This is a genomic window from Candidatus Acidiferrales bacterium (assembly GCA_036514995.1).
Lineage (GTDB): Bacteria > Acidobacteriota > Terriglobia > Acidiferrales > DATBWB01 > DATBWB01.
Window position 1 is genome coordinate 1 of the sequence record DATBWB010000224.1, and the last position, 12,309, is coordinate 12,309.

10 protein-coding genes are annotated in these 12,309 nt (G+C 61.5%); 2 read left to right on the top strand and 8 right to left on the bottom strand.

Annotated features, from left to right (window positions below):
- The 5 genes from VIH17_14235 to VIH17_14255 all read right to left on the bottom strand — a co-directional run.
- Window positions 1-1,588, bottom strand: a 1,588-nt coding sequence (locus VIH17_14235) for a glycosyltransferase family 39 protein (GenBank protein HEY4684393.1), incomplete at its 3' end; no start/stop codon positions are given.
- 71 nt (window positions 1,589-1,659) lie between these two features.
- The gene (locus tag VIH17_14240; GenBank protein HEY4684394.1) at window positions 1,660-3,858 is read right to left on the bottom strand and encodes a tetratricopeptide repeat protein; all 2,199 of its coding nucleotides are present in this window, start codon (window positions 3,856-3,858) and stop codon (window positions 1,660-1,662) included.
- Complete coding sequence (locus VIH17_14245; GenBank protein ID HEY4684395.1) at window positions 3,855-5,795, bottom strand: glycosyltransferase family 2 protein; 1,941 nt, start codon at window positions 5,793-5,795, stop codon at window positions 3,855-3,857. The genes VIH17_14240 and VIH17_14245 overlap by 4 nt, the downstream gene beginning before the upstream one ends.
- A gap of 332 nt (window positions 5,796-6,127) precedes the next feature.
- The gene (locus VIH17_14250; protein ID HEY4684396.1) at window positions 6,128-8,647 is read right to left on the bottom strand and encodes a hypothetical protein; all 2,520 of its coding nucleotides are present in this window, start codon (window positions 8,645-8,647) and stop codon (window positions 6,128-6,130) included.
- 138 nt (window positions 8,648-8,785) lie between these two features.
- Window positions 8,786-9,532 carry a protein-L-isoaspartate(D-aspartate) O-methyltransferase gene (locus VIH17_14255; protein HEY4684397.1) on the bottom strand — a complete coding sequence of 249 codons (747 nt, stop codon included), beginning with the start codon at window positions 9,530-9,532 and terminating at the stop codon, window positions 8,786-8,788.
- A gap of 85 nt (window positions 9,533-9,617) precedes the next feature.
- On the opposite strand from VIH17_14255, the gene VIH17_14260 reads away from it, so the two are divergent.
- On the top strand, window positions 9,618-9,863 hold the full coding sequence (locus VIH17_14260; protein ID HEY4684398.1) for a hypothetical protein: 246 nt from the start codon (window positions 9,618-9,620) through the stop codon (window positions 9,861-9,863).
- A 140-nt stretch (window positions 9,864-10,003) separates the two neighbouring features.
- Window positions 10,004-10,867 (top strand): sulfurtransferase, encoded by an 864-nt coding sequence (locus tag VIH17_14265; protein HEY4684399.1) that lies wholly within the window; start codon window positions 10,004-10,006, stop codon window positions 10,865-10,867.
- Window positions 10,868-11,011: 144 nt separating this feature from the next.
- Here the strand turns inward: VIH17_14265 and VIH17_14270 are convergent, their stop codons facing one another.
- The 3 genes from VIH17_14270 to VIH17_14280 form a co-directional block, all read right to left on the bottom strand.
- Window positions 11,012-11,236 carry a hypothetical protein gene (locus VIH17_14270; protein ID HEY4684400.1) on the bottom strand — a complete coding sequence of 75 codons (225 nt, stop codon included), beginning with the start codon at window positions 11,234-11,236 and terminating at the stop codon, window positions 11,012-11,014.
- Between the two features lie 128 nt (window positions 11,237-11,364).
- On the bottom strand, window positions 11,365-11,961 hold the full coding sequence (locus VIH17_14275; GenBank protein HEY4684401.1) for a hypothetical protein: 597 nt from the start codon (window positions 11,959-11,961) through the stop codon (window positions 11,365-11,367).
- Between the two features lie 131 nt (window positions 11,962-12,092).
- On the bottom strand, window positions 12,093-12,309 hold a 217-nt coding region (locus VIH17_14280; protein ID HEY4684402.1), incomplete at its 5' end, for a hypothetical protein.

Sequence of the window (12,309 nt, forward strand, 5' to 3'; positions counted from 1 at the left end):
CCCCTACAGCTCCGGAACCACCAGGGGTGCCGGATGTGTTGGGCTCAAAGCCCAGCGCTCCTAAATCCTCGCGCTCGCCCCGCCGTTGACGGGGTGAATAGATTTCGATTTTCTGGTGCAAGACCGGGTCGGGCATGGTCATGAGCAAGGTGTAGCGGGACGAATCCTGCAAAGCGGGATAAATGGCGGCTTGCATCCGGCGCGCTTCCTCGCCCATCCCGCCATCCAAAACCACATAGTCGAAATAGCCATCGCGAACCGCGGCGGCATAGGCGGCTTCGCCGGTCTGGCCGTGATAACCAAAATAGAATGGATCGGTAATCCGGCTCTGGCCGAGAGGAGGTGAGAGGTAGTACCGAAGAACACTATCGTCCACGAGCACGCGGTGTTCGGCATTGAGCCGCCCTTCAAAGAACGCCACAATCGGCTCGACGTTCGGCCAAAAAATGAATCGCTCCATCCGCCAGGCGTTTCCCGCCCAGCCGAGTGAAACGGCAAGCAGGATGACGGCCCCAACCGTGAACGCCGGGTAAAGAGCTTGCCGTGAACCAGCGTGGTTCGTGGCCTGCGAGGAAGGTAGTGCTAAAAACAAACTCAAGCGGCGGGTGAGGCGCAGCAGTCCTTCCATGGCAAGAGGCACGAGAAAGAGCAGCGAATAGTTGACGTGCTTCCAGTAGTCATAGTCGGCGCGGGCGAGCCACTGAAACGCCAGCATCACCGCTGCGCCCAACCAGAGCGGCGCCGCCGTCCCTTGCCCCGATGTATCGGGGCGAAGGCTTCGGGACCAAGCTACCCCCGTGCCAGTTCGGTACAGGGTAAACAACGAAAGTCCCAGAAGAACCCAGAAATCAATGCGTTGGGCGACGTAAATCTTCCAGGCCTCGCCGGCCGGTGCCTCGAGCGACGCATAGCCGCGGCCGTACTGAAGCAAATAGGCCAAATCGTCAGCGTAAACCCATCCATAGACCGCGCAGAGGAGCGCGAGCGGCAGGGCAAAAGCTAGCACTGACTGGCGCCAGCGACGCAGGCCGAGCAACACGAGAAACGGAAAATAAAGAGCGACGAGATATTTGCAAAGAAATGCCGCAAAGAAAAAGACCGCTGCTGCGAGCCACGAGCGGCGGTCTTCTTCCTGCCAGGCGCGAGCCCCGAACCAGTCGGCGCGAGCGTAGAGCCAGAGTCCCACAGCGAAAAAGAAAAGAGCGCCGGCATCGCGTGTGGCAATGCGGAAGACAAAAACGGCCGGCCCGAGCAGCGCGAAGACAGCCGCTGAAGCCAACCCCACCGCCGGCGAAAATAGCCGACGGGCAAAACCGTAAATGGCCAGCACCGTCAGCATGCCCAGCAGGGCCGACATTTCGCGAAGCCCCACGAGCCCGCCCAGGCGATCGGCCGTGGCCGCCATGGCCGGCCAGAGGTACCAGCCGAAGCTCCAATGCAGCGGCTCATCGAGCGGCGGTTCAAAGTGGTTTGAGAGAAACATGCGCCCGTAGAGGATGTAAATGGATTCGTCCATGAAGGCGGTCGCATAGCGCGGGTCGTGCGCGCGGAGATACCAGGCGCCGAGGAGAATCAAAAGCAGAGCCACGCGACGAGCGAAGCGAAAAGTGTCCGGCGGAGGGGTTTTCGAGGAAGCGGGAGGCGGGCCCGACCGGCTCTTTAGAAATAATGTCGCCACGTGATCCGCAGCATGTTTCGCCGGAAGGCAGCGAAGACGTTCAGGAAATCATACCCGATGCGAAGGTCGTTCGAATCGTCCACGTGCCAGACGAGGTGCGTCGAGAAGGTGGAGGCAAATTGGGAGTTCGAGAGCGACGACGTGGTGGTCTCGACGTTCTGCACGCCCAGCGTTCCCCCGCCATCCCACTCGAGCTTCCGGCCAAAGCGGTGGGACATGTAGAGCGAACCATAATTCAGGAAGAAACGCGTCGGGCTGAAGTACCCGCCGGAAATCCTGGGCGGCGCTGTTCCCGGCAGGAAATCGGCGTCGTGGTCGAAGCTCAGATAAGTAAAGCCGTAGGCGATGCGGAGGTAGGGGCGGTCGCCGCGCAACGACTTGCCAATGTTCAAGTCCACCGCCCAGCGGCGGTTCGAATCCAGGTTGCGCCCGGTATAGACACCGTCGGTGTAAGTCACCGAGATGTCGAAGTGGTGCTCGGCATTCGAGTAGCTCCCGCCCAGGCTCGCCAGGTTCGAGCGCACCTGGCCCAGGAAAAGCCCGTTGGACACAAGACCGCGGGTCGAAACCAGCGTTTCATCAACGGCCCGGCGCTCGAAGCCGAGGTCGAGCAGGAACGATCGCCGCACGCGATAGCGCACCCCCAGCGTGCCGTCCATCTGCGGCGGAGCGCCGGGATAGCTCTCGCCGGCAATCTCAGCATGAGTGGCCACATCCTCCGCGAGCTGCGAGTCGAGCGAGAGGGCGTATTGATTGGAATTGAAATCCCGCTGGCCGGTTTGGAAAAGGGTCGGCCGGAAACGCGCGCTCATCCGGTGCGCTGAGCCCAGGGGGGTGGAGAGCAACGCCTCCATGCGATAGAAATCGAGCCGGCGGCGATTGCGCCGCAGGCCAAAGCCCAACTCCATGTAAGTGCCCAGGCCGCGATTGATCTCGCGTTGGAGGGCGTCAAATTCCGGCCCGCCCACGCCTTGCACCCGCGCCAGGTAATCGTGCGCCTCAGTGTAGCGCCGCAGCCCGGCGTTCGCCCGGGCCAGTTCCACGAGCGTGCCGGGATCGTCCGGCGCGAGCTCGCGAGCGCGAGTGAGCAACTCGTGCGCCTCCGTGTAGCGCCCGCTCCAATTGAGGATTTCAGCCTTGCCGCGCAAGGCGGTCGCGTTCGAAGGGTCGGCCGCCAGAATCTTTTCATAGAGGGCGAGGGCCTCTTTCGAGCGCCCGCTCCAGGCAAGGATTTGGGCTTCGCCGACGATGGCGCGCGGGTTTGCAGGATTTTGGGCCAGCACCCGTTCGAAGTATTTCTTTGCCAGCGGGCGAGAATCGCGGCTCCAGGTCAGCATCTCCGCGTAGGCGACCAGCAGAGCCTCGTTGTTCGGATCGAGCGCGAGGCCGCGCTCGAAGAGCTTGACCGCCTCCGGACGCGTGGCTTCACTCCAACTCAGGATTTCCGCCAGGCGCGCTACCGCTCCCGAGTGATCGGGATTGCGTTCCAGCGCTTTGCGATAGGCGGCGGCAGCAGCCGACATTTTGCCGGACGATTCTTCAATCTGACCCAGAACCATGAAGTCGTCCGCTTCCGCCGCGGGTCGGCTGGTAAGAGGTTCGAGTGTGGCCAGCGCTTCCTCGCGCTTCTGTTGCGAGCCAAGGATGCGCGCCAGTTGGCGTCGCGCTTCCAGGTGCCCCGGGTGAGAAGCCACAATGGCGCGGAGCGTCGCGACCGCTTCAGCCCGGTGATCCGCGCTCCAGCTCAGAACCTCGGCGTAACGAACGCGGTAGTCCGGATTCTGCGGCGCAAGGTCAGCCGCGCGTTTCAAAAGCGCGAGAGCATCGGCCCGCTCGCCTTCCTGCCAGCTCTTCATTTGGCCGAGCGCGAAGAGTCGAGGGGCGTTGTTTGGCTCGAGTTCCAGGAGACGCGAGAGGAAAGGAATCGCTTCCCGCCAGCGGCCAGCCGATTCGAACGCGTCAGCCAGTTCGCCGAGCGCGACGGTATGGTTCGGTTCACCTTCGAGGAGCTGGCGATAAAGCTCGCTCGCGCGCTCCAACCGACCGGCAGCCGCTTCCGCGCGTGCTCGATCCAGCAGGGAGGGTGGCTGGGCTTGGGCCCCGGCGCCGAGCCACAGAGCAACGGCAAGAACCGAACATACTCGGAGACATACGCGGAGAAGGACTTGCCAAAGTCTCATGCGCCTAGCTCCTCAGTCTGGGTGGCCTGCGTCAAGCGCAGCAGGCTGCCGTGTCGCGGCGCCACTTCCCAGAACAAATACTTCGATATCTCGTCCTGGTCAAGCGGATCAATGTGCTCAAAGCGAATGCCATTGGCGACACGCGTGCGACCTTCAAATTTGTACTCCTCGTTCCACATCACCTTGCCGAGGGCTCGGATGGAGCGGCCGGGGATGGTCAGTTGGATGTCAAGCAGGGTCTCCACAGGGATGGCGTTCTCACGCGTGATGGAAAAGCCGAAGCGATTGAGATTACGCGCGTAAGCCAGGCCGTTCACCTGGACGCTGTTGGAGGCAACCGCATCAAAACGGACCGGCACATCCAGCCGGCTGGGGAAGCGATAGCTGCCGCGCAATTCCTTCCTCACCATCGCCCGCCAAACCACCGGCGCCGACAGCAGCAGGTAGAAGAGCGCCCAGAAGAGGTTCACCACCAGAGCCCAGAAGGCGTAACCGGGCTCCGCGCGGCCGAGCCGCATGGCGCCGACAACCAGCGCGATGCCGAGCGCCATCAGGATGGCCAGTTGCGGCCAAACTTCCGTCCAGCGTGGCGCGCCCGAGCGGGACTTTGGGGTGACGGAAAATTCGCCTTCGCGCCGGAACAATCCCACGATGGTCTTCATCAGCACGTGCATCTTCATCAGGTTGAACTGTTCGCTCAGCAAGAAGCTGCGCAGCCCGCGCTGCAGCGCGACCGTGGCCAGTATGTTCAAGATGAAGTAGGGGCCGAAGTAAAGCACAAAGAGTAAGGGCTCAGCGACCAGCGGGAAAATCCCGCTCAGCAGACAGAAAATCGGTGTCAGAACGTAGATGAGCTTTTGATAGCTCATCCAATAAAAATAGAAGGAAGCAAAGTAGCAAACTCGTTGTCCGAAGCTCAGGCCCTTGCTGAAGAGCGGGCTTTCGCGCCGGAGAACTTGCATCGCGCCGCGGCCCCAGCGCAGCCATTGCGTGGCAAAACCGGTGAAGGTCTGCGGGGCAAGACCGCGGGCCAGCGTGCGGTTGTAATAGAGGACCCGCCAGCCCTTCTTCTGAAGCCGCAGGCCGGTGTGCATGTCCTCGGTGATGGTCTCGGTGGCAAAGCCGCCGACATCCTCGAGCGCTTTGCGCCGGATGATAGCCGGACTACCGCAATAGAAGGCGGCGTCATAACCGTCTTTGCCGGGCTGAATCACGCTGAAGAAGAGTTCCTGCTGCTGCCATCCAAACCACGTCCGCCAATCGGTGACGTGCTGGAAAGAATCCATGTTGTAGAAGTCCTGACTGGTTTGCACGATGCTGACCTTCGGATCGGCGAAGAAACCGATGAGCTGGTCAACCAACTCGGGCGTCGGAACGTGGTCGGCATCCAGGGTGACAATGAACTCGCCGTCGGTAAACTTGAGCGCGTTGTTCAAATTGCCGGCCTTGGCGTGACGCCGCTCGCTGCGACCGATATAGCCGCAGCCAAACTGGCGCGCCAAGTCGCGCACCTCGGGCCGGTTGCCATCGTCCAGGATGTAGGTCTTGTGCGGATAGCGCATGCTCACGGCACAAACCACCGTGTCTCGCAGAATGCTGACCGGCTCATTGTAGGTGGCGATAAAAACGTCCACCGAGCGATTGAGGAGTGGCGGCGGCGCAGTATGGTGCGCCGGTTTCCACGTCGTGAAATAGAACAGAGCTGCTTCCAGAAAGTTCAAAACCTCGGCGCCGAGGAACAGATAGAAGAACCACTTGGCGGCCGGGTTCATGGTGTGGAGAGCGCGCCAGTAGAAATACCGCACGGTGACGAGCATCGCCAAAACGATCAGCACGCGGGTTATGGCCAGTTGCAGGCGACGCAGCCCGGGAGCCTCTCGGATCGCTCCTGAAGCTCGCGAGGGCCGCGCTTCGTGGTTCGTGTTGGTGGTTTTCATGCTCATCGAGGTCATTGATCGGGCCGGCCCGCCTGGGCGGGCGACGCGATCGAGCAGGGAGGCCCGAGGGTTGGCCCGACCGTTCCGACTCTAGAGTCGGTGGAATGCCTCAAGCCTTGCTGCCTCTCCAGGTGTCCAGCCGGATGCACAACCGGGAGCTATCTCGCCACCCGGCCAACCACGATAGTCACATTCGTGGTGACACCTTTCGATCAAATTACAGGGGGGCTTCCGGGGGGTCAATAGCGCAATTGTACTAAACTGGGGCTCATCAAAAAAACCTATTGTACTATACCCGGTTCCTAACCGTTAACTGGTTCAAGGCGCGAAGGTTAGCGCAGCCGCGCATGCATGGCGGCAAGATAGCAAAGGCCTGCGGCGAGCAAGGTTGTCGCCAAGCTGGCTGACATGCTCACCATCGTCGCCCAGGGGGCGGCCACCACCGAGGCGCACCCGTTGACCGCCCAGGCCCATGGGAGCAGCCGCGGTTCGGACGCCTGCAATCGCCGCAGCCCCGACGGGAAAAACCTCCCCATCGCGATCGCCGGCAGGGCGATCACCGCCAGGCTGATCAGGACCTTCCCTTCGATCCCCATTCCCATGAATAGACCGAGCGCCCATCGCAAGCCAGCCGCATAGACGATGCACGTCCCGGCGATCCAAATCGCCGCCCGCGGAATTCCGTCCGTGTGAGAATCGCGCCCGGTAAGCAAGCTCCCCACTCCGGCAAACACCAGAATGCCTGCCAGCACCACCGAGACGGCGTAAGTGGGGTTGCCGAGGAAGAAGACCAGCCGCTGGATCAAGACCATTTCCAGAAAGAGAAAGCCCAACCCAATCGAAAGGAAGTAGCCAAAGACCCGGCGGCGGATCCTGCCCGGAGCGGGTGGAACCTGCTCGAGCGATGGCCGGCGGAGAATCACAAGCGGCAAGACAATCAAGACCAAACTGAAGATCGTCGCCTGAACGAGTGTGGCCACCAGCACGACATAGCCCCACTCGAGAAAGGGGAGCCACTGCACTCCGCCGGTGCGCAGGAGCACCGGCAAGGCTCGCCAGCGGAAAAAATGAAAGAAGTAAGGGCGATCGTCCGTCGCCGGGCGAAGAAAAAAAGTGGAGTAGCGGAAGAACTCTTCCCGCTCTCGCCCACCGGCCAAAATGGTTTTTGCCGCCTCGAAGTAGAACTCTCGCTCCAGGATGTTGAAGCGATTCACTTCCTCGGGGTGGAGATCGGGCGCCCAGGAAATGTCAAAAAGGCGTTTCTGGCAAAATTCCCGCAGGGCAGCCAATTCGTTCGCGGTGAACGCTCCGCGCTTCACGAGCAGGGTGGCCGTGGACCAGCTCCGCACTTGAACGAGCTGCGCGCCTGGATGGGCAACCCCTTCGCCCTCCAGCGCCTCGGCGGCCGTGGCAAACAGCTTGATGTTGTCACGGGGCGGCATCTTGATCCACCGCGTGACAGCAAGCATCCCGCCGGGGCTGAGGCGCCGATAGTAGCTGCGGAAGGCTTCCACGCTGTAGAGATAATTCTCTCCGAGGGCGGAAATGCCCGCCGTGGCTGCGGCAAAAGAATCCACCAAAGACAGTTCGATGAGCTGAAAGCGGTCGGGCTCGCCCCGATGGAATCGGGGCGAGCTCTCCACAAACGCCCGCGCCTCGGCATGATGGACCTGGACGTCGGCATGGTTATAGAGCTGGCCGCTCCAGCCGGCAAAGCGGCCACGAAGAAGAGCGATGAGGTTGGGATCGAGTTCGACGGCATGGATCGGGCGGGCGCGGTGGCGCAATGCTGTCAGGATACCCGACCCGGCCCCCGCCCCGAGGATGAGCACCGCGCCCTCCATGCTTGGCCGATCAGGCGCGAGCAGGAAATAGGGAAGCGCGGGCGTCAGCCAATCCAGATACTCCAACTCGTCGAGATTTCCCTCGAAGCGGGTGATAGCGCCAGCCGTGTCAGCGTCCACAAAAAGGGCGAGCTGAGGCGGAATCCGCGCGCTCGAGGCCAAACTCAATCCCGGCGCGTAGCGCACCGCCGGACTTTGAAGCACATCAATCTGCCCGAGCGGGCTGGATCGTTGCTCGATGATGGTCGCCTCGGGCAAATTTTGAGCCACCGGCAACCCTTTGTACTGAGAAATTCGCAAAGGAAGCGGACTCTGCCAAAAAAGAAACGAACCCAGTACCAGCAGGAAAATACCAGCCGGCACCAACCATCGTTTGCCCAGACCGGCGCACGAGGCCATGGCCGCTATGCCTGCCAACACAAAAATGAAAAATACCGCCGCGCCGGGCGAGCGACCCGTCAGCAGAGCAATCACCAGGCCTGCCCCCACCCCCGAGCCAACCAGATTTACAAAGTAAGTCGTCGGCGAACGCTCAGCGCGTTCAATTAAGGCCAGCCCAATTGCCGTGGCGGCAAAAAAGAAGGGCAAGAAAAAGACCAGATAATATTCCGCCAGGTAAAACCACTGGCGGGGATCCCACACCATCAGGAAGGGGTCAAAAGGAATTTTTTGACTGAGCCAGAAGCATCCGGGAAACGCGACAGCCGAGGCCAGTGTGGAGAGACTGAAGAGCCTCTTCGTCCGCCGCTCGTGGCCCCGACCTGTCGGAGCGCCGAGCCGCTCCTCGAGCGGCGAGCAAGCAAGCGCAGCCGGCTTTCCCGGCGGCTCCTGGCGGCAGCGCCACGCGGCCAGCAGTGTTCCACTCGCGCCAAAACCCAGCAGCGCGATCGAGATCACCATGAAGGCAAAGTGATACCACTGCCCGATCGAGAACGCCCGCAGCAGGACAATCTGGTAGGCAAGCGTTGCCGCCGAAAGGAGAAAAACCGCCGTGTCACGCGCGAGCATTTCCCCCCGGCAGTAGGATGACCCGGCCGCCAAAGCCTGCCGTAACCGGCCTCCGCGGCTCGTCGGGGCCGGGTTGGCGCGGAAGGGCCGAACCGAAGGACTCCTACGAGGCATGTTCACGCATCCGAGGAACGCCGCCTATTTGCGCGGGGGTTGCTTGTGGCCGCTCGTCAAGGGAACAAACGCCACCGGCATGATGTTATAGATCTTGAGATCGCGGTTCTCCTTGCCTTTCACGACCAGCATCAAGTTCTGCACCTGGAACGGATTGCCAATCGGGATCACCATGCGACCACCCGGCTTCAATTGCTCGATGAGCGGCGGCGGAACATGGTTGGCGGCGGCGGTCACCACGATGGCGTCAAAGGGCGCTCTTTCCGGCCAGCCAAAATAACCGTCACCTACTTTGACCCAAATGTTTGGGTACCCAAGCCGCTCGAGTCGCGTGCGGGCGGAATTTCCGAGAGGCTCGACAATTTCGATGGTATAGACCTCCCGCACCAGGGGCGAGAGAATGGCTGCCTGATAACCCGAGCCTGTTCCGAGCTCCAGCACGCGTTGCTCCCTCTTGGTCTCGAGCAGTTCCGTCATTTTCGCCACGATATAGGGTTGTGAAATCGTTTGCCCATAACCAATCGGCAAAGGACGATCATCATAGGCGTAGGAATAGAGGTCGGCGGAGACGAACTCGTGGCGGGGCGTGGAGCGGAGGGCAGCCAGGACGCGAGCATCGCGGATGCCGCGCCACTCGATCTGGTCGCGCACCATCCGCTCGCGTTCCTTGCGGAACGCTTCTTCGTCGGGGGGCGCGCCGAGAAAAAGAAACGCGACGCCCAGCGCCACTGCGGCGGCCAGGGGGTGCGCCCTTTCACTCCAACTTGGCATCGCTTGCATTATACGACGGGCGCAAAGACCGTGAGTCCCTCGTTGTAGGGCAGCCTTCGGAAGCTTCGCGACTGCGGAGAAAACGATGGCGCGCTATTTCCGCTTCCACACGCTCGCATGTCTCACCCGGCAGGGGGCGGAGGAACTGGCGGCAAAGATGCCAGCCGGGGACGACAGCCGCGCCCTTCGCGTGGTCGCCAATCGGATTGAGCGAATAATGCTCGTTGAATTTGAAGCCCCCGCTCGGGAAAAGCTCGAAAAGAGGCTCAACGCCGAGCGTATGCACGATAAGCCGATGCCGCGAGTCGAAGCCGTGTTCACCGGGCGATGATACCTTTCCAGATGATTGGGTGGAAGGAATGGCTTAAACCTGAAGCAGATACGGGTGGATTGAATATCTATTGCCGAATACCATATTCCGGAGTATAGTTTTATCGCGATTAGCTACTTATCTTTTGGGGAGGGACCAAAATGGGGGAATACGCACATCCGGAGGTTCTGATCAGCACACAATGGGTGTTCGACCACGCCAAGGATCCCAGGGTCAAACTCGTGGAAGTGGACGTGGACACCGCCGCGTACGACCAGGGCCATATTGAGGGGGCCATCGGCTGGAACTGGCAGAGCCAGCTCCAAGACGGCATCCGGCGCGACCTTATCGACAAGCGGGGCTTTGAGCAGTTGCTGAGCGAGTCCGGGATTTCGAACGACGACACGGTGATTGTCTATGGCGACAACAACAACTGGTTTGCGGCCTGGGCCTTCTGGCAGCTCAAACTTTACGGCCACCGCGACGCGCGCGTAATGGACGGCGGGCGCAAGAAATGGCTGGAGGAGAAGCGGCCGTTTACGACGGTTGCGCCCAAGGTGGCGCCGGCGCAGTATCGCGCCCAGGAGCCAGACGCGGCCATTCGCGCCACTCGCGAATTGATCTTCGCCGTGCTGGATCGCCGTCACACCGCTCATTTGGTGGATGTGCGCTCGCCGGATGAGTTCACCGGCAAGATCATCGCTCCGCCGGGGATGATGGAAACGGCCCAGCGCGGCGGCCACATTCCCGGAGCGAAGAATATTCCGTGGTCGCAGGCGGTGCGCGAGGACGGCACCTTCAAACCAGTCGAAGAATTGCGCGAACTCTATACCTCAAGAGGCATCCTGCCCGGGCAAGAAGCCATTGCCTATTGCCGCATTGGCGAACGCTCTTCGCACACCTGGTTCGTGCTGAAATACCTGCTCGGTTTTGAAAAGGTGCGGAACTATGACGGTTCGTGGACCGAGTGGGGCAACCTGGTAGGCGCGCCGATCGAGAAGGGTGTAGCCGCCGCAGCGACCTAGTGCTTTGTGGGACTGTTCCCCAAATCCGCCGGCGGGAGCAGCCGCCGGGCTCGGTGGCAAGCTGAAAACAATGCCGTCACCCGGTCCTCCGTCGCAGTCTCATGCGGTCCCGGAGGAGGAGTTCCTGTTTGATCTTGCCGCGGCCTACTTCCCTTTGGCCGGGGCTTGAGGAGTCGTTCCGTCCGGGGAAGGCGAGATGGCCCAGGGTAGCTTCCCCAGCCTCTGATTCCTTTCGAGATGTTCTTTGGCGCACCGCTGGCAATACCAGCGGCCTGTCTCTTCATCGCGCAGGCTATGAATCTCCTGGCAGCCGCAGACGCAAAGGCAGCGACCGTTCCCCATCGACGTGGTGATCGGAACCAGAGCCATTTGACCGCCGAGAATTCTTTCTCTGCCCGGCTACCTGCCCATCCGCTATTCTGAAGCGCAAGCAGAAAAACTATGGCGCCGCCAACACCCTATCCGATGCGCAGTGGGCGGGCTTCCGCTCCAGCAAGCTATCGCAACCACCCGTGAGGTATGTTTGCCCGGCGAGCCTCGTCCTCGAGGTCGGAAATCTTTCCGAGCAATTCGGCACGCCGCTGTTCCAGCAACTGAAGCTGGTTTTCCGGGCTGAGGCGGCTCGAGTGGTCGAGCAGATTGACGGCGTTGCTGATGCCTTCGGCTGTCACGCGTGCCCGCTGGATGCGGCTGATTTGGCCTTCCACCTGCGCTAACTCCGCTTGCAAGGGCACGATCTGTTTTTGCCAGTAGTCCGCCTGGGTGCGCCGGTCCGGTGGCTTGGGCGTGACCGTTGGCTGGATTTGGTTTTCTTCCTCGATTTTTCTTTCCGCTTCTGCCCTGGCAGGTGGTGCCTGAGGTGTTGCCGTGGCTTGTGGCCGGAAGGGGTCGCGCTTCACCGTCCCAGCCGGTTGCTCCTCTGGCTGGGCGGGTGCCGGTCGTTCCAGGCGCCAGCCCGGCCGCAGCCGCTCCAGGTCTTCGTTGGTCCAGACTTTTTTGGCTTGCTTTGCGGTCGGCTGCGTCGTCTGAGCTGCCGGAGCGGCAGCCCCGCACGTGAAAATCAAAATCGCGAACACAGGGGACAGGGTGCGCATAACTCTTACCCCCTCTGACAGTATAGCCCATCCGATTCGGCCCTGCCGGGGTTGTTGCTCCCCTTGTGGGCGCATGGCGGACGTCAGAGAGGAGGCCGGCAGCCAAGCCCCCGCAAAAAGTCAGAAGTGTCCTAGCGGCCCCGTTGCGCCAGGAAGGCCAGGAGGCGCGCCTGCGCGTAGGCAGAGCGAGCGCTTTCAAACTGGGCAGCCTTCTCGGCGCGCAACTGCACTGCCAGATTGTTTTTCTGTCCGGCAAGCAACAGGCGCTTCTGCCGGGCAAGGAGTTCTCGGGGGAGTGCCGCCAGTTTGCGGGCAGCAGCCATGGCAACGGCGTCCAGTTCGGCATCG

What these genes read in the sequence shown, in the direction of transcription:
- VIH17_14240 (HEY4684394.1), bottom strand. Translation starts at nt 3,858, where the DNA reads ATGAGACTTTGGCAAGTCCTTCTCCGCGTATGTCTCCGAGTATGTTCG.
- VIH17_14245 (HEY4684395.1), bottom strand. Translation starts at nt 5,795, where the DNA reads ATGAAAACCACCAACACGAACCACGAAGCGCGGCCCTCGCGAGCTTCA.
- VIH17_14250 (HEY4684396.1), bottom strand. Translation starts at nt 8,647, where the DNA reads ATGCTCGCGCGTGACACGGCGGTTTTTCTCCTTTCGGCGGCAACGCTT.
- VIH17_14255 (HEY4684397.1), bottom strand. Translation starts at nt 9,532, where the DNA reads ATGCCAAGTTGGAGTGAAAGGGCGCACCCCCTGGCCGCCGCAGTGGCG.
- VIH17_14260 (HEY4684398.1), top strand. Translation starts at nt 9,618, where the DNA reads ATGGCGCGCTATTTCCGCTTCCACACGCTCGCATGTCTCACCCGGCAG.
- VIH17_14265 (HEY4684399.1), top strand. Translation starts at nt 10,004, where the DNA reads ATGGGGGAATACGCACATCCGGAGGTTCTGATCAGCACACAATGGGTG.
- VIH17_14270 (HEY4684400.1), bottom strand. Translation starts at nt 11,236, where the DNA reads ATGGCTCTGGTTCCGATCACCACGTCGATGGGGAACGGTCGCTGCCTT.
- VIH17_14275 (HEY4684401.1), bottom strand. Translation starts at nt 11,961, where the DNA reads ATGCGCACCCTGTCCCCTGTGTTCGCGATTTTGATTTTCACGTGCGGG.